This is a genomic window from Micromonospora sp. RL09-050-HVF-A, assembly GCF_019374995.1.
GTDB lineage: Bacteria > Actinomycetota > Actinomycetes > Mycobacteriales > Micromonosporaceae > Micromonospora > Micromonospora antibiotica.
Genome location: NZ_JAGKQP010000002.1, coordinates 2013434 through 2030778, shown reverse-complemented (window position 1 = coordinate 2030778; position 17345 = coordinate 2013434). Strand labels below are relative to the sequence as shown.

The 17345-nt window shown below is 70.1% G+C and carries 14 protein-coding genes; 4 read left to right on the top strand and 10 right to left on the bottom strand.

Annotation, left to right across the window (positions count from 1 at the left end; all coding sequences use genetic code 11):
- Nucleotides 1–8: 8 nt before the first annotated feature.
- On the top strand, nucleotides 9–977 hold the full coding sequence (locus tag J7462_RS08790) for a hypothetical protein (RefSeq protein ID WP_219463359.1): 969 nt from the start codon (nucleotides 9–11) through the stop codon (nucleotides 975–977).
- A 142-nt stretch (nucleotides 978–1119) separates the two neighbouring features.
- Here J7462_RS08790 and J7462_RS08785 read toward each other — a convergent pair whose 3' ends face one another.
- A complete protein-coding gene (locus J7462_RS08785) occupies nucleotides 1120–1815 on the bottom strand; it encodes a DUF2690 domain-containing protein (protein WP_219463357.1) in 696 nt (231 codons plus the stop codon).
- Nucleotides 1816–2158: 343 nt separating this feature from the next.
- Between J7462_RS08785 and J7462_RS08780 the strand changes: the two genes are divergently transcribed.
- Together J7462_RS08780 and J7462_RS08775 are read left to right on the top strand one after the other, a co-directional pair.
- Complete coding sequence (locus tag J7462_RS08780; RefSeq protein WP_219463355.1) at nucleotides 2159–2674, top strand: hypothetical protein; 516 nt, start codon at nucleotides 2159–2161, stop codon at nucleotides 2672–2674.
- 159 nt (nucleotides 2675–2833) lie between these two features.
- Entirely contained in the window at nucleotides 2834–3139 is a 306-nt protein-coding gene (locus J7462_RS08775) for a hypothetical protein (protein ID WP_219463353.1), read from the top strand.
- 109 nt (nucleotides 3140–3248) lie between these two features.
- Here J7462_RS08775 and J7462_RS08770 read toward each other — a convergent pair whose 3' ends face one another.
- The 8 genes from J7462_RS08770 to J7462_RS08735 form a co-directional block, all read right to left on the bottom strand.
- Entirely contained in the window at nucleotides 3249–3908 is a 660-nt protein-coding gene (locus J7462_RS08770) for a YitT family protein (RefSeq protein WP_219463352.1), read from the bottom strand.
- A gap of 472 nt (nucleotides 3909–4380) precedes the next feature.
- A complete protein-coding gene (locus tag J7462_RS08765; protein ID WP_219463350.1) occupies nucleotides 4381–5781 on the bottom strand; it encodes a GH1 family beta-glucosidase in 1401 nt (466 codons plus the stop codon).
- Complete coding sequence (gene yicI / locus J7462_RS08760) at nucleotides 5778–8018, bottom strand: alpha-xylosidase (RefSeq protein ID WP_219463349.1); 2241 nt, start codon at nucleotides 8016–8018, stop codon at nucleotides 5778–5780. Before yicI ends, J7462_RS08765 begins: the two co-directional genes overlap by 4 nt.
- Entirely contained in the window at nucleotides 8015–8890 is an 876-nt protein-coding gene (locus tag J7462_RS08755) for a carbohydrate ABC transporter permease (protein ID WP_219463345.1), read from the bottom strand. Before J7462_RS08755 ends, yicI begins: the two co-directional genes overlap by 4 nt.
- Before the next feature lies 1 nt (nucleotide 8891).
- Nucleotides 8892–9863: a carbohydrate ABC transporter permease gene (locus J7462_RS08750; RefSeq protein WP_219463344.1), complete on the bottom strand. Its 972-nt coding sequence runs from the start codon at nucleotides 9861–9863 to the stop codon at nucleotides 8892–8894.
- Between the two features lie 67 nt (nucleotides 9864–9930).
- Nucleotides 9931–11235, bottom strand: a complete 1305-nt coding sequence (locus J7462_RS08745; RefSeq protein WP_219463342.1) for an ABC transporter substrate-binding protein — start codon at nucleotides 11233–11235, stop codon at nucleotides 9931–9933.
- An 86-nt stretch (nucleotides 11236–11321) separates the two neighbouring features.
- Nucleotides 11322–12350, bottom strand: a complete 1029-nt coding sequence (locus J7462_RS08740; protein ID WP_244252456.1) for a LacI family DNA-binding transcriptional regulator — start codon at nucleotides 12348–12350, stop codon at nucleotides 11322–11324.
- A gap of 283 nt (nucleotides 12351–12633) precedes the next feature.
- A complete protein-coding gene (locus J7462_RS08735) occupies nucleotides 12634–14802 on the bottom strand; it encodes a UvrD-helicase domain-containing protein (RefSeq protein WP_219463340.1) in 2169 nt (722 codons plus the stop codon).
- A gap of 450 nt (nucleotides 14803–15252) precedes the next feature.
- Between J7462_RS08735 and J7462_RS08730 the strand changes: the two genes are divergently transcribed.
- Nucleotides 15253–16296 (top strand): arabinan endo-1,5-alpha-L-arabinosidase, encoded by a 1044-nt coding sequence (locus tag J7462_RS08730; protein ID WP_308290830.1) that lies wholly within the window; start codon nucleotides 15253–15255, stop codon nucleotides 16294–16296.
- A 34-nt stretch (nucleotides 16297–16330) separates the two neighbouring features.
- On the opposite strand, the gene J7462_RS08725 is transcribed toward J7462_RS08730, so the two are convergent.
- Nucleotides 16331–17308 (bottom strand): YafY family protein, encoded by a 978-nt coding sequence (locus J7462_RS08725; RefSeq protein WP_219463335.1) that lies wholly within the window; start codon nucleotides 17306–17308, stop codon nucleotides 16331–16333.
- Between the last annotated feature and the right edge of the window lie 37 nt (nucleotides 17309–17345).

The window sequence follows — 17345 nt, the reverse complement described above, 5'->3', positions numbered from 1 at the left end:
GAGCTTCAATGAGACGAAGAATCCGCGCGGCTCTCCTCGCGGTGACGACACTCAGCGTGGTCGTCGCGTCGGTCGGGGTCGCGCAGGCCGACGAGTCGTCGCAGTCGTCGCAGCCAGCGCAGTCGTCACTGCGCGACGCACGGGCCGCCGCAGCCGCGTCGGGCGGGCTGAGCCACGCCGCGAAGGGCGGGATCGGCATCGCCGCGACGTGGTTCACCGGCACCCTCGCCGCCGGCGGCACACAGGGCTGGACCTGGACCAACGCCCCGGCCGACGCCGCCTACGTGGTCGGCTACAACCCGGTCGGCGCGACCACCTCGGCCACCTGCCAGTTCGAGACGATCAACAGCCGGTACGTCCAACTGCCCACTGGGGAGCGGCAGTACCAGTTCACCCTCAAGAACGTCGGCTCGATCGCCTGTGGTGCGACGGTGCAACTCACGGCGGTGACCAGTACGTTCCTCGGCTCGACCGGCGGCGTCAGCCCGGGTGGCACCCAGACGAGCCTGTGGAACGTCCCCTGGAACACCATCTGGGTGCCCGCTCTGAACCCGAGCGGCGCCACGGGTTCGGCGGCCTGTCAGTTCCAGGTGTCGCGCATCTGGACCGTGCAGCCGGGCAGCTCGCTCCGGCAGATCTGGGTGGAGGCCAAGAACGTAGGGAGCATCACCTGCCAGGCCGACATCCGGCTCGGCTCCACGACCATCGGCTCGCAGTTCTCCATGGCGACCGTGGGCCCCGGCAGCACCTGGTCCACGACGTGGAACAACGCCAATCCCGTCACCTCGGCCTACGTGGTCGGTCCGTCGCCCCAGGGCAGCTTCCCCACCTACTGCCAGTTCGAGGTCACGCGCCTGGTCTACATCCAGCGCATCAACAGCGACGGATCCTCTCAGCGTCAGCTCGCGATGTGGTTCAAGAACCTCAGCACACTGTCCTGCGGAGGGACCGCCTACCTGCAGACCATCGCTGCCTGATTCCGCACCCGTCCCCGCGGTCACCGCGCGACAACCACCGTTGTCGCGCGGTGGCCGCGCCCTTCTCGCCGCCACCCCTGGCCGGGACCCGGACATCAGATCATCACCGGGTGGACGAGCGGCGGTTCGGCGGCCGTCGACGTCAGACACAGATCGGTTCTGCGGCGGCGGAGCGGTCGTCACGAGTGACGACGGCTCCGATCGCGCAGAGCCGGTCGGTGGGGTCGGCGCGGACGATCAGGGTGGTGAAGGCCGACTTCACATCGGGTTCCACGGCTTCCTGGCGGGTATCCCCGTGCGGGTCGGACCTGCGGTAGATGGCGACCTCGACGTGGTTGCCCAGCGGGCTGTCGTCTGCTCGGGTGATTCGGGCCCACGCGGCCCGACACCTGACCGAGAAGACGATCTCCAGCAGGAACTCCGGGTTCTTGTTCGTGCTCGTCGCGACCTTCGCGTCGTCCAGGCACGGCGTGTCCAGCGGGTTGTCACCGGTCGCTGCCGGTGCGGAGGTCGGCTTCGTTGCCGCTGCGGTGACCGGCTCAGACGTGGAGACACGGTGTACGACGAACCCGGTCACGACATTGGTGATCAGCAGGGTGACCGCGACCGCTGCCCACCATCGCCATCGAGGTTGTCCAGGTGGTCGACTGGTGAACTCCGCAGCGTTCTGCTCGCCGGGTGGCGTGACCAGCGCCGTACGACGAGCAGCCCAGCGTTCGATTTCCGCGTGGTCGACGCCGAGGGCGGTCAGGTAGCCGCGTACCGCCAACTCGGAGGGCAGCGCTTCGAGTTTCGCGACCTTGTGCAGGGTGCTCTTACTGACCCGTACACCGTTCATTCTGGCGCGGTGGACCATCGCGTCCCATGTCGGCGGCACCGCACGGTCGTCGCGCAGCCTGCGTAGGTCACCCACGAAACGGTCGACCGAGTCGCCCCGGTCCTGCCGATCCGACTCCTGTTTCACCGCACCCCCCGCCCGCGACGGATTCGCCACCGCCTGACCAGTGTGGCGTAATCGCGATCCATTCCTCCATCTCCCTGGTGGATGGACGACTGAACGGGTGCAGTTCGGGGTGTCCGGGACGTACCGCCGGCGGCAGTTCGCTCGCATGGTGGCGTCGCCTCGGACATCCCACGATCCACCGCTGCGGCGCGGATCATAATTGGTGAGGAGAAACCCGATGAGTACAACGTCCACGGTCGAACGACCCCGTCGATTCGGCAGAGCCCTGCTTGCGGCTGTCACCGCGATCCTGGCCGCCGGCACGATCATTCTCACGGGCGCGGCTGCGGCGCAGGCGACGGACTCCGGTGGTGACGGCAGCCCCACCGGTTGCTCGCAGACCAGCACTGTCGCCACCGTGCCCATCCACGGTTCGCGGGGCGCCCTCGCGGGCAAGGCGATCGGGGAACTTCAGCTGCGTTGGTCGTGGTCCTGCCACGGAAACTGGTCGCGGGTCGTCCTGTACGGCGGAATGTACTCGAACCCGGTGACCGTGGAACAGGTCGTCGAATCGGAGGGCCGCAGGGCGAGCGCATACGACCCTAATCTGCTGACGGGCGCCGGTGGAACAAGTGCTTGGTCACCTTATATTCGGCTGGCGAACTCGCAGAGCACGGCGTGCGTGCAGGCGTGGCTGTCATCGGACTTCGGCACGCTCAACTACCACACCAACGGTGCGCGCTTCTGCGTCTGACGTCGTGAGCCTTCGACCCGGCGTCCGTCACTGCGCATGCGGGTGGCACGCCGGGTCGAAGGCTGTCGGATGGGCCCGTCGATCTGATCCACCTTCGACGTGCCGTCCGGTTCGCGCCGGATGCGCGCGCCGGGCCGGTCGACCCACGATGATGGTTACGTGAAGGAGATCTACTCCGACGACGGCGATCCGGCGGCGGACCCCGGGGCCGTGCCCGGTCTGCGCCCCGTAACCGACGGGGCGACCGACGCCACGTCCCGCACGCTCGAGGTCGACGGGGAGACCTTCGTTCTCCGCTCGAACGGTCTCGGCGGCACCGACTACGCCTGGCTCAGCGGGCCGAACCCTGGCTACGGCTTCGGCGTGGGCCCGACGGCGGACCTGTCGGCTGACGAGCACACCAAGAACATCCGTGACTTCCTGGACACCGTCGACCCGAGCACCGGATACCTGGCAGACGACTGAGCAGCGGGACGGTCGACGTTCCAGCTCGCGGCGCGGGCAGACTATGTCCTAGGACGCTTTACGGTGGGTGGCGGGCCTCGCTGCACTCAGCGTGTCACCACCCCGCCCGTCACGTGGGGCCGCTGCCGGCCGGCGCCGGGTGCGGTGGCAGACCCAGGTTCCGCACCCGGAAGACTGTGGCATTGAGCCACATCAGTGGCTGGATCAGCAGGTCGACGCCGATCAGAAAGCAGAGCGTCCCCACTCCGGCCGGCCCGCCCATCAGCCACCCGGTTGCGAGCAGGGTCAGTTCGAGTGCGCCCTTGGCCAGCCAGAACGGCCACCGCCAGCGCTGCACCATGGCGATCGCGAGAAGGTCCATCGCCCGGATGCCGAACCCGCTCATGATGATCAGCGCCGAACCGTACGCACAGCATGCGGTGCCGGCGGCGAGCAACGTCGCCGCGGGTGCCGGGGCGAGGCGGACCGGGTCGAGGATCAGCAGCCCGTCGATGGCGCTGCCGCAGAGGAAGAACGTCAGCATGGGGGAGAGCACCGGTCGGCGACGGGTCCACACGGCGACGATGGACACGCAGGTGACCGCGACGGCGGCCTGGGCGATACCGATCGTCCCGGGTACGTGGCGCAGCAGGCCGAGCGCGAACGTGTCGAGCGGATCCGTGCCGAGGTGCGAGACGATGAAGAAATACGCGCCCAGCGAAAAGAAGAAGCAGCCGATGAGATAGGGGAAGGCTTTGTCGACGGCAGGGCGAACGGGGGCGGCAGGCATCCAGGTCTCCGATTGTCGGGGGCCGTCTGCCTGATGGGGCGGTTCGTGACGTCGGGAGCAGGCGTCCGGCACGTCGGGAGTGCGCGCATCCAGGTGGCGGTGGCCCCTGCCGGAGCCGGCACGCAGCTGTCGCGCGCTGATCGGTCGAGCATGGTCGCGGTGGGCGATAACGTCGGAGCGTGTTCGCGTGGTCCGAATTCTGCCGCACGGGTCAGCTTGATCGCCATCAATGTCTAAGTCGTATTCGACCGCGCGGGACGCCGGATGAGCCCGTGTTCGGCCGCCCCTGGCGCTCACCCCTGGTGACCAGCGTGGTCGCCAGGGGTGAGAGATGCATCACACAGGGTTCGTGGCCACCGTGACCTCGGCACCGTCGCACGGCGAAGGGCCGGCGCGGCGACCCCCTGACGCCGCGCCGGCCGGGTGCGGGCCCGACGGTGCCCGACCGACCGTTGGTCGGCCCGCCCGCGACCTACCCGTCCAGGTGTCCGGTGGTGGCCAGCCGGTGGTACCAGTGGGCGCTGTCCTTCCAGAGGCGTTCCTGGGTGTCGTAGTCGACGCGGATGATGCCGAAGCGGCGGTCGTAGCCGTAGCCCCACTCGAAGTTGTCCAGCAGCGACCAGACGAAGTAACCCCGCACGTCCACGCCCTGCGCGCGGGCGTCGGCCACCGCGCCGATGTGCCGGCGCAGGTAGTCGATGCGCCGGTCGTCGTGGACCCGCCCGCCCGCCGCGACCACGTCGTCGAACGCCGCGCCGTTCTCGGTGATCATCAACGGTTGACCCGGGTAGTCGTGCCGCAGCCGCAGCAGCAGCTCGGTGAAGGCCGGCGGGTCGATGTTCCACCCCATCGCCGTGTACGGGCCGGGCTGCGGCAGGAAGTCGACGTCCTCGGCACCCACCCACGGCGAGTGGGTCGACGCGCCGTGCCCGTCGGCATCGGAGCGGGCCGAGTGTCCGTCCCAGGCGCGGACCAGGGTGCTGGAGTAGTAGTTGACCCCGAGCACGTCCAACGGCACCGCGATCAGCTTCTCGTCGCCGGAGCGCACGAACGACCAGTCGGTGACGGCGGCGGTGTCGGCCAGCAGGTCGGCCGGGTACGCCCCGTCCAGCATCGGACCGAGGAACGCCCGGTTCGCCAACGCGTCGATCCGCCGGACCGCGTCGCGGTCGGCATCCGACCCGGACGCGCCCCGCACGACGTGCAGGTTGAGCGTCACCGACAGCTCGGCGCTCGGCACCAGCTCCCGCACCACCCGCCCGGCCAGGCCGTGCGCGAGGTTGAGGTGGTGCACCGCCGCCAGCGCCGCCGCCGGTTCGGTGCGACCGGGCGCGTGCACGCCGGAGCCGTACCCCAGGTAGGCCGAGCACCACGGTTCGTTGAGCGTGGTCCAGGTGTGCACCCGGTCGCCGAGCGCGCCGACGATCCCCGAGGCGTACTCCTCGAAGCGCAGCGCCGTGTCCCGCGCCGGCCACCCGCCGGCGTCCTCCAGCTCCTGCGGCAGGTCCCAGTGGTACATGGTGGCGACCGGCCGGATGCCGCGCTCCAACAGGCCGTCGACCAGCCGCGCGTAGAAGTCCAGGCCGGCGGGGTTGAACCGGCCGGAACCGCCCGGCTGCACCCGGGGCCAGGAGATCGAGAAACGGTACGCGGACAACCCCAGCCCGGCGATGTGGTCGAGATCCTGCGGCCACCGGTGGTAGTGGTCGGCGGCCACGTCGCCGGTGTCGCCGTTCAACGTACGCCCGGGGGTGTGGCTGTAGGTGTCCCAGATGGACCGCCCCCGGCCGTCCTCGGTGGCCGCGCCCTCGATCTGGTACGCCGCCGTGGCCGACCCCCAGACGAAGCTCTCCGGGAAGTTGCGTGCCGTCATCGTCCCGCCCTCTCCGCGCCGACCACCACGCAGTGGTACGCCGACGATTCGCCCGCCACCAGCTCGGCGGTGGCCACCCCGTCACGGAAACCCACCTCGAACTGCGCACCCGGGCCCCCGTCGGGCGACGGGATGCGCACCCGGTGCCGCTGCCCCTCGGCCGGCGCGTAGAGCCGCAGCTGCACCCCGTCGGCCCAGTCGTAGTCGGGCCGGTCGCAGCGCGCCCCGAACCCGATGACCGCGCCGGGGCGGGCGAGCACCGGCAGACTGTCGTACTCGTGTTTCTCGGTCACCCACGCCGGGCCGGTGAGCTGCGCGCCGGTGACCAGGTGGGTCCACGTGCCGGCGGGTACGTAGAAGGTGACCTGCCCGTCGGCGCTGAGCACCGGTGCGACCAGCACGTCCGGGCCGAGCATGTACTGCCGGTCGAGGTGCGCCACGGCCGGATCGTCCGGGAACTCCACGATCATCGGGCGCATCATCGGGATGCCGTCGCGGTGCGCCTCCTCGGCCGTCGCCGCCAGGTACGGCATGAGGCCGAGCTTGAGCCGGGTGAAGTGGCGCAGCACCTCCACGGCCTCCTCGTCGTACGCCCACGGCACCCGGTACGAGCCGGAGCCGTGCAACCGCGAGTGCGACGACAGCAGGCCGAACGCGATCCACCGCTTGAACACCGCCGGGTCGGGGGTGCCCTCGAAGCCGCCGATGTCGTGACTCCAGTAGCCGAAGCCGGACGACGCCAGGGACAGCCCGCCGCGCAGCGACTCGGCCATCGCGACGAACGTCGACTCGCAGTCGCCGCCCCAGTGCACCGGGAACTGCTGGCCGCCGGTGGTGGCGGAGCGGGCGAACACCACCGCCTCACCCTCGCCGCGTTCGGTCTCCAGCAGCTCGAAGACCGCCCGGTTGTAGAGGTAGGAGTAGTAGTTGTGCATGCGCTGCGGGTCCGACCCGTCGTGCCACACCACGTCGGTCGGGATGCGCTCGCCGAAGTCGGTCTTGAAGCAGTCGACGCCCATGTCCAGCAGCGACTTGAGCTTGCCGGTGAACCAGGCCACCGCGTCGGGGTTGGTGAAGTCGACGAGCGCCATGCCGGCCTGCCACTTGTCCCACTGCCACACCGACCCGTCCGGGTTGCGTACCAGGTAACCGGCCTCGCGGCCCTCCTCGAACAGGTACGACCGCTGCGCGATGTACGGGTTGATCCACACACAGACCTTCAGGCCCCGCTCGTGCAGCCGGCGCAGCATCCCCTCCGGGTCGGGGAAGGTCGCCGGGTCCCACACGAAGTCGACCCAGTGGAACTGGCGCATCCAGAAGCAGTCGAAATGGAACACCGACAGCGGCAGGTCCCGTTCGGCCATCCCGTCGACGAACTCGGTCACCGTCTTCTCGTCGTACGACGTGGTGAACGAGGTGGACAGCCACAGCCCGTACGACCAGGCGGGCACCCGGGCGGGTCGGCCGGTCAGCGCCGTGTAGCGGCGCAGCACGTCCTTCGGGGTGGGCCCGTCGATGACGTGGTAGGTGAGCGACTGGCCTTCGACGCTGAACTGGGTCTGCGCGACGACCTCCGAACCGACCTCGAACGACACGTGCTCCGGGTGGTCCACGAACACCCCGTAGCCGGCGCTGCTGAGATAGAACGGCACGTTCTTGTACGCCTGCTCGCTGGCGGTGCCGCCGTCGGCGTTCCAGATGTCGACCGTCTGACCGTTCTTGACGAACGGGCCGAACCGTTCGCCCAACCCGTACACCGTCTCGCCGACGCCGAGCGCGAGCCGTTCGTGCACGTACCGGCGGCCCTCGCCGTCGGTGGCGATGCCGACGCTGCGTGCGGTGGACGCGGTGACCAGCCGGTCGCCGTGCCGGAACTCGACCCGCCAGCCGTCGACCAGCGCGACCCGGACGGTCAGCTCTCCGGTGGTCAGCGACGCGCTGAGTCCGGTGATGTCGACGGTGACCGGGTGGGTGTGGTCGGTGCTGACCCCGAAGTGGGGTTCGCGGGGCAGCCCGCCGCTGTGGTGGCCGATGGTGACCCCGACGACGCCGGGCGCGGGGGAGAAGAAGCGGACGGTGACGACGGGCCGGTTCAGCGTGTCGCCCCGGCCGTTGATCTGCCCGGACGGGGCGAAGACGGTGAAGCCGCGCTCGTCCGGCTCGACCGATTCGACCGTGCCGGGGCGCAGCACGCTGACCCCCGGACGCAGTTGCCAGTACCCGTCGGTGAACTTCACTTCTCGGCTCCTGCCGTGATGCCGCGCGCGAGGGTGCGCTGGAAGATGAGGAAGAACAGGATGGCCGGCACCAGGCTGATCAGCGCACCGGCGTTGGTCGTCGGGGCGTCCATCAGCCGGTCGCCCTGCAACGATGCGAGGGCGACCGGGATGGTCTGGGTCTGGTTGTCGATCAACATGACCAGCGGGATGAGGAACTCGTTCCAGGTCCAGATGAAGAAGAAGATGAGCAGGACGGCGAGGGTGGGCCGCAGGTTGGGAAAGACCACCCGCCACAGCACCGTCCACTTCCCGGCGCCGTCGAGCGCCGCGGCCTCCAGCAGCGCCCGGGGGAACGTGCCCAGCACCGAGGCGAGCAGGTACGTGCCGAACGCGCTCTGGATGACGGTGAAGATGATGATCACCGACAGTCGGGTGTTGTAGAGGCCGATCTCCTTGGCGACGTAGTACAGCGGATAGATCAACGCCTCCTGCGGCAACATGTTGGCCAGCAGGAACAGCCCGACGATCCACAGCCGGCCGCGGACCCGGCCGATGCCCAGGGCGTACGCGTTGAGCAGCGACACGACGACGCCGAACACCGCCACCGACCCGGCGATGAGCGTCGAGTTCCACAGCTTGAGCGGGAAGTTCACCGCGGACCAGTACGTCCGCAGGCCCTGGGTGTAGAACTCCGTCGGCCAGCTCAACGGGCCGCCCGACGAGTAGTCACCGGGCGACTTGAACGCGTTGAGCAGCATGAACGCGAACGGCACCAGCATGACCAGCGCGCCGACGGTGACGCCGGCGAGCACCACCCAGCGGCTGAGGCCCCGGTGGTGCCGGTCGCGCACCTTCGGGCGGAGGGGGACCTTGGTGATCGTCACGGTCATCTCAGATCCCCCGGTCCCGGCGTTCGCTGCGGGCCTGCACCCCGATGAAGACCACGGCCACCACCACGATTATCACGGTGAGCACGGTGGAGATCGCCGAGCCGTATCCGACCTGGAGCTTCTTGAAGAACGTGTAGTAGGCGAAGTACGACGGCACGTTGGTGGCGTTCTCCGGGCCGCCCCGGGTCAGCGCGTAGATCGGCCCGAACACCTTCAGAGCGGCGATGGTGCAGGTCAGGGCGACCACGAAGGTCTCCGGCCGGATCTGCGCCAGGGTGATCGCCCGGAACCGGTGCAGCCAGTTCGCCCCGTCGACCTCGGCCGCCTCGTACAGCTCCGGGTCGACCCGCTGCAACGCCGCCATGAACACGACCACCGGGTAGCCGATCTGCACCCAGATCATCACCGCCATCACCGCCGGCAGCGCGGTGTCCGGGTCGCCCAACCAGTCGTGGCGCAGCGCCCCGAGACCGATCGCGTCGAGCGTGCTGTTGAACGCGCCGTCGGGGCGCAGGATCCAGCCCCAGACGATGCCGGCGACCACCACGGGCAGCACCTGCGGCAGATAGAACGCGGCCCGCAACGCCGCCGCCGTCCGGGGCCGGAACCGCCGCCCGACGACGTCGAAGAGCACCGAGGCGAGCAGCAGCCCGACCAGGGTCGGCACCACCACCATCGCGACGATCATTGCCACGGTGTTGCGGAACGACGCCCAGAACACCTCGTCGTGCAGCAACCGCTGGTAGTTGTCCCACCCGACGAAGGTGGGGTCACCGACGCCTGACCACCGGGTCAGCGACAGGTAGCCGGTGCCGACCAGTGGCACGCCGATGACCAGGATGAACAGCACCGCTCCGGGGAGCAGGTAGAGCCAGTACGCCGCATCGCGGCCACGCGGTCGACGGCGGGACGCAGACGTGGGGGTGGGGGTCGCCGCCGGTGGTGTGCCGGCGAGGGTGTCGGGGACAGCCATGCAGGATCCTTCCCGGCAGGGCGGGCGGGCGTGCCGGTCGTACCGGGCACGCCCGCCGCTCGCCGTGTCACTTGCCGGTGATCTCCTTGACGCCGTCGGCGTACGGCTTGGCGATCGTGTCGAGCACCTGGTCGGGGGACTTGGATCCGTTGATCAGCGCCTGGAACCCGCCGACCAGCACGTCGTAGTAGCCGGGCACCGGCCAGTCCGGGTAGAAGGCCAGGCCGTCCTGCTTGCTGACCGTGTTGAAGTCCTCGATGAGCTTGCGGTCCTTCGGGTCGGCGATCCTGGCGGGGTCGCCGGCCACCGGGATGCCACCGTTGTTGCCGATCAGGTCCTGGACCTCAGGGCGCAGGGTGATGTCGATGAAGTCGTACGCCAGGCTCTTGGCCTTGCTGTTGGTCGGGACGACCCAGATGTTGCCGGACGAGCCGGCGTTGAGGGTGTTGCCCGGGAACAGGAAGGTGTCCCAGTTGGCCTTCATCTCGGCCTTGAACCGGCCGTACCACCAGCTGCCCGAGACGATCATCGGGGTCTTGCCCGCGATGAAGGCGGTGCCCATGTCCTCGGCCTTGAGGCTCGACGAGTCCTTGGCGACGTAGCCCTTGCGCACCCAGTCGGCGAAGGTGTCCGCGCCGTACTTCAGCGGGTCGGCGCGGAAGTCGACCGGGTTCTTGTAGAGCTGGTAGTTGTCGACGAACTGCCGGTCGGCCTTTGCCAGGGCCAACTGGTAGAACAGCTGCCCGGCCGGGTATTCCGCGCCGGCCATGCCCAGCGGGGTGATGCCCTTGCCGACGAAGGTGTCCATCGCGGCGGTCAGCTCCGCCATGGTGGTGGGCACCGTGACGCCGTTACGGTCGAACAGGTCCTTGTTGTAGTAGACCGTGACGTACTCCCCGTAGTTCGGCACGCCGAACCAGTTGCCCGAGCCCATCACGCCCTTGTCGCTGTACCGCGCGGTGGTCTGGAGGCTGGGGCTGAGCTTGCCGGCCCAACCGCGCTTCTCGGCCTCGCCGCTGAGGTCGGTGAGCAGTCCCTGCGACGACAGCAGGCCGGCCGTCGCGTTGCCCTTGTTGTACTCCATGATGTCCGGACCCTCGGACGAGTTGATGATCATGCCGGCGTTCTGCTGGATCTGCTCGAACGCCTTGCGCTCGAAGCGCACCTCGACGCCCGGGTGTTCGGTCTTGAAGATCTCGATGGCCTTGTCCCAGCCGACCCCCATCGCGCTGTTCTCGCCCTCGTAGTGCCAGAGCTTGAGGGTCTTGGCCCCGCTGTCGTCACCGCTGTCGTCGCCCCCGCAGGCGGCCACGGTGGTCGTCGCGGTCGCCGCCAGGGCGATCGCGGCGACGATCCGGCGGAATCGCTGCATTGCTATCCTCCTCGTTGAGTATCGAGCCCGGTACTTCACTGGGTCCGTCGTCGCGTTGCCGCGCGGCGACGGGCCGTTTGACCTGGTCAACCCCCATCGGGGTGACGGCTTCGTGGTGCTGCGGTCGATCCCCGGATCTCCAGCGCGCACGGCAGCAACTGCTGGTGGCGCTCGTCACCGGCCCCGTCCAGGTGGCGCACCAGGGCCTCGACCGCGATCCGGCCCAGCGCCGAGCCGGGTGACGTCATCGCGGTCAGCGCCGGGGTGGCCAGCTCGGCGACCTGCGGCGAGGTGACCATCGAGACGACCGACACGTCGTCGGGCACGGCCAGCCCCCGCCCGGTCAGCTCGCCGAGGATGCCGAAGACCGCCGTCTCGTTCATCGCCAGCACGGCCGTCAGGCCCGGCGTCCGTGTGATGGCGGCGGCCAACGCGGCCCGGCCGCCGGCGGCGCTGTCCTGCGCCGGGATCATGACCGGTTCCAGGCCGTGGCCGGTCATCGCCGTGACGAAGGCGTCCCGGGTCCGCAGCGCCGGCCCGTAACCGCTGGCCAGGGTCTCGGCCGAGTGGTTGACGTAGACGATCTGCCGGTGCCCCAGCCCGACCAGGTACGCCACCGCCTCCCGTACGGTCTGCTCGAAGTCGATGTCGACGTAGGAGAGCCCGGCGGTGTCCCCGGTGCGCCCGATCAGCACCAGCGGCACCCCGGCCTGCTGGAGCGCGCCGACCCGCTCGTCGGCGAGCTGCACCTCCATCAGCACGACGCCGTCGAACATCCGCTGGCTGGCCAGCCGACGCAGCCCGTCGAGGTCGCCGCCCCCGCCGACGGGTGACAGCACCAGGTGGTAGCCGACGGCGCTGGCCGCCGCGGCGGCCCCGGTGACGAACGCCGTCTCGGTCGCCCCGAGGCCGCGCTCGTCCATCGGCAGCAGCAGGCCCAGGATCCGGCTGCGGCGACTGGCCAGCCCCCGGGCCATGGCGTTGGGCTGGTAGTCGAGCTGGGCCATGGCGGCGAGCACCTTGGCCCGGGTGCCCTGGGAGATCGGCCGGGCTCCGGTGAGCACGTAGGAGACGGTGCTGACCGAGACCTGCGCCAGGCGGGCGACGTCCTGCATGGTGGCCACCGCGCACCTCCTCCGGGCAGGCAGGGAACCGTGTTCGCCGGCTCGTCGAAGCGGTTCGACGAAGCGGTTCGACAGACGCTAGACCCGGTGTTACGGCGACGTCAATAGCCGATGTCGGAAGCGGTCAGCTCGGCACTTCCCGCCTGTGTCGCCCGCCCGGTGGTCGACCGCGTCCTCCCGCGTCGACGCCGGGTGGCCTGGGACGGCGCCCTGGCCACCCGGCGCCGGCGGTGACCGGACGCCGGCGCAGCGGCGGCACACCCGCGGAGTTCCGCTACCCGAGAACCAGCTGCCCCAGTTCCTGGGTGCATCGGGTGAGCGCGACGTAGAGGGCGTTCCAGCCGCGCGGCCCGGCGGCGATGCCCTGGGGATCGACGAGGAGCGCCGCATCCCATTCCAGACCCTTGGACTGCACCGCGGTGAGCACCGGGACGTCAGCCAGTACGGCGCGGAGTTCGGCGATGCGGTCGGCGGGGGCGATGACGCCCACCGTGCCGCCGTGCCACCGCTGCTGCAACTGTCGCACCGCCCGGGCGGCGGTGTCGGCAAGCTCCGCAGGGGCGACCGTGAGGACCCAGGGGTCGATGCCGCAGGAACGCACCGCCCGGGGCGGTGCGTTGTGGCTACCGGCCCGCCTCAGGACGGGCCCGGTGAGGTCCATGACCTCGCGCGGGGTGCGGTAACAGATGGTCAGCTCCGCAGCGGTCCACCGCTGTCCGAAAGCCGCCTGCACCGCCTGTGCCCAGGTGGTGTGCCGGTGCGCCGCCTCCGTCTGATCGATGTCGCCGACCGCCGTGACGGAACGGCTGGGACAACGCCGCAGCACCATCTGCCACTGCATCTCGGACAGCTCCTGCGCCTCGTCGATGACGACGTGGCCGTACACCCAGCCGCGCTGCCGGCGAGCGTGGTCGGCGACGAACTCGCCCTGCGGCGGCGGGGCTTCGATCTCGCCCAGCAGGTCGGCGACCGCGTCGAGCAGGGGGATGTCGCTCGAAGCCCACGGCGCGGGCTCCGTCGCGACGGCGGTGATCTCCGCCGCGGACAACTGGGGGGCGAAGCGGGTGAGCAGGGCTCGGTCGGTCACCAGACCCCGCAACAGGTCTTCGGCGTCGAGGGTGGGCCACCACGCCTCGACGAACCGGGCGATGCTCGCGTTCTCCGCGATACGACCACGGAGGGCGTCGATCTCTTCCTCGGCGAGCAGCCCGTCGACGTCACTGCCGGTGGGCCCACCGGCGGACCGGTGGTCGTGCTGCATGCTCCGGTCGACGCGGGCGAGGATGTCCTCGAAGCCCTCGTCCATCGCGTTCACCAGCGCCTCGCGTTGATCGACGACGGCTTCGGTCAGGAGGTGGTGCAGCTGCTCGGCGCACGCCTGACGGGCCCGGTGATAGGGGCGTCCCCGCACCGAGGCGAGCACCTGGGCGACCGTCCCGGCGGGGATGGCGTAGAACTCGCCCTCCCAGCGCAGCGTCAACTCGCGGGGCTGCGGGAACAGCGAGCCGACGTAGTTCTCGAGCGCGGCCTGCCAGAGGGCCCGGCCCTTGATCTCGGCGAGGGTCCGGCTCTCGTCGCGGCCCACGCGGATGTCGGGCAGCAGGGTGTCGCAGGTCGCCGAGACGACGGCGGTCTCACCGAGGGCGGGCAGCACCTGGGCGATGTACTGGAGGAACCGCGGGGAGGGACCGAGGACCAGGACCGCCTGGTCGGCCATTGTCGAGTGGGCGAACAGCAGGTAGGCGACGCGGTGCAGGGCCACCACGGTCTTGCCGGTGCCCGGACCGCCCTGCACGATCAGCGGGCCGGTCGCCTCCGCCCGGATGATGTCGTCCTGTTCGCGTTGCAGCGTGGAGATCGCCGCCGACATGTGACCGGTGCGCCGCTGGTCCAGGGCGGCCAGCAGCGCCCCCTCACCGACGAGTTCCGCTGTCATGGTCCCGTCCAGCGGCTCGTCGTCCACCCCGACGACCACCGGTCCCGCCGTGCGGATGTGCCGCCGTCGTGCCTGCCCCTGCGGGTCGACAGCGGTCGCGGTGTAGAACGGCCGGGCCGCGGGAGCGCGCCAGTCCAGCAGCAGCGGCTCACCGTCCTCGTCGTCGTTGCGCAGGCCGACCCGGCCCACGTGCCGCACGGTGCCGTCAAGACCGTCGAGGCGGCCGAAGACCAACCGTTCCTGCGCTCGCCGCAACTGCTCGTACTGCTGGCGGAGCATGCGCAGCCGCGCCCGTTCCAACACGTCCAGGGCGGCTGAGGAAAGCTCGGCCTGTAGATGGTCGACAAGACTGTCGCGCCGCGCCACGGCCGAGTCGAGGAACTCCTGTTCCTCGGCGACTGCGGCTCGGCGCGCGGCCTCCGCTGCGGGGGAGGTTGGTGCTCCGCTGCGGGTAATTGCCGTGGTGACGTCAGCGATGCCATTGTCCAGAGCAGATTTCCGACGCATTGGCAGATCCTCGGACTGGTTCTTTTCCTGCTACCCGACCGGCCGCAGGTATTTCGGCGACAAGCATAGGGTCGCGGTCTCGTCGGCGTGCCGTGAAATCGGTGGCGGAGACAAGCGTCTCAATACCTCACAGTTTCTTGCCGATTGTGGCCTCATCCCATCTGGACGGGTCGTGCCGGCCCTTTCGCGGGCGGGTGCCGGTGGCGGGATCCCTGCGTGGGTGGTCGTCGACGACGTGGTGCGGGCCCGCCGGGCCGGCCCGGCGCGACCCCCGTCGGCGTCGGCTGTCGAGGAGGGGCGGCCGACGGGGGCCGGCGGCCACAGGCGTTGACAGGCTTCGATGCCTGCGTTAACTTCTGGGAAAACATGAATGCAATGATCTCGACATTTTTGTCGACGTCCCGCCGCGTCGGCATCACGCTGCCCGACGCCCGACCCCAGGGAACTGTCGTGACCACTTCGCTCGCCTCCGTACAGAATCCGTCCACCCTCCGCCGGCTGGCGTTGATCTCCCTGTCGGTCGTGCTGGTGGTCGCCGGCATCGTTCAGGGATCGCCGTCGGCGTCGACGGCCGCACCGAGGGTCGCGGCGACGCCCACCACGCCGCCCGCGTCCTACCCCGGCCCGGGTCGGGTGACCGGGGACGTCGGGGTGCACGACCCGACGGTCGTGATCCGCCCCGGTGGCGGCTACCTGCTGGCCCACACCGGTGACAACATCGCGTTGAAGACCTCCACCGATCGGGTCGCGTTCCGTAACGCGGGTGTGGTGTTCCCCGGTGGTGCGCCGTGGACGACGACGTACACCGGGGGCAGTCGTAATCTGTGGGCGCCGGATCTGTCCTACCGTGACGGCCGGTACTGGTTGTACTACTCGGCCTCGACGTTCGGGTCGAACCGGTCGGGGATTTTCCTGGCCACGAGCACCTCTGGGGCGTCGGGCAGTTGGACCAACCAGGGTCTGGTGATCGAGTCCCGGACGTCGGACGACTTCAACGCCATCGACCCCAATCTGGTGGTCGACACCTCCGGCAGATGGTGGCTCAGCTTCGGGTCGTTCTGGTCCGGCATCAAGATGGTGTCGTTGAATCCGGCGACCGGGAAACGCGCCGACACGACCATCCGGAGCATCGCCGGCCGTAACGGGGGTGCGATCGAGGCCCCGGTGATCGTCCGGCACGGCAACTACTACTACCTGTGGGTGTCGTTCGACCGCTGCTGTCAGGGGGCGGCGAGCACCTACCGGGTCATGGTGGGCAGGTCCACCTCGGTCACCGGCCCGTTCGTCGACCGTAACGGGGTGGCGATGACCGCCGGTGGCGGCACCCAGGTCCTCGCCGGGCACGGCAGCATCCACGGGCCCGGCCACCAGGCGGTGTTCACCGACACCGACGCCGAAGTCCTCGTCTACCACTACTACGCCGACAACGGCACCTCACTGCTGGGCGTCAACCTGCTGGGCTACGACAACGCCGGCTGGCCGTTCGTCTACTGACGGCGACCGCGATCCGACGGTGCGGCCCCCCCGGTCAGGATGGCGACGGTCGGGGGCCGCCGTCCAGCGCGGCGGTGAGGCGGGCGGCGACCGCGGCCACGGCGGCCCGCAGCTCGGGACCCTCCTCGACGGTGAAGCCGAACGGGACGGCGGCCAGCCACTCCTGGGCGTACATCCGGGTGTTGGTCGTGCTGCCGGTCAGGACGCACCGGTCGCCGGCCGGCTCCAGGCGGCCCATCGTCGGCCGGACCCACGGTGCCACCCGCTCGTAGGGCTCGTGGAACACCACCCGGGTCGGGTACTTCCACCCGGAACCCAGGTGCGCCTCCAGGGTGGCCACGGGGTCGAGGTCGTCGGGCGGGGTGAACCGTTGCGGCAGGTGCCGCACGGCCCGGATCCGGTCGATGCGGTACGTGCGGATCGCGCCCGCCCGGTGCGAGTGGCACAGCAGGTACCAGCGGCCGAAGCGCACCACCACCGCCCACGGGTCGACCACGGCCTCCCAGGACTCGCCGCCTTCGGTCGTGTAGGTGAAGGCCACCTGGTGGTGGTCGGCCACGGCGGCCACCAGCGTGCTCGTCGTGGTGGGATCGGCGTGCGCCGACCGTCGGTCGGAGGCGGCTGCCGCGTACGCCCGCAGTGCCGCCGCCTGCCGTCCGACGCTGTCGGGCAGCGCCCGGATGAGTTTGCTGAGCGCGGACCCGACCAGGCCGTCGGCGTCGATCGCGGCAGGTTGCCCGTCGAGAACGGCCATGACCAGGCCGATGACCTGCTCCTGGGTGAAGACGACGGCCGGCAGCCGGGCGCCCCGGCCGAGGCGGTAGCCGCCGTAGGGCCCCCGGACGGACTCGACCGGGATGCCCGCCTCGCGGAGGATCCCGACATAGCGGCGCGCGGCGCGTTCGGTCACGCCGAGACCGGCGGCCAGTTCCTCGGCGGTCGTGCCCGGGCGGTCCCGCAGGATGTCGAGCGTCCGCAGGGCACGGGCGGTGGGGCTGACGGCATTCTCCACCCACCGGACGGTACCGGAAGTGGAACGTCCGGAATCG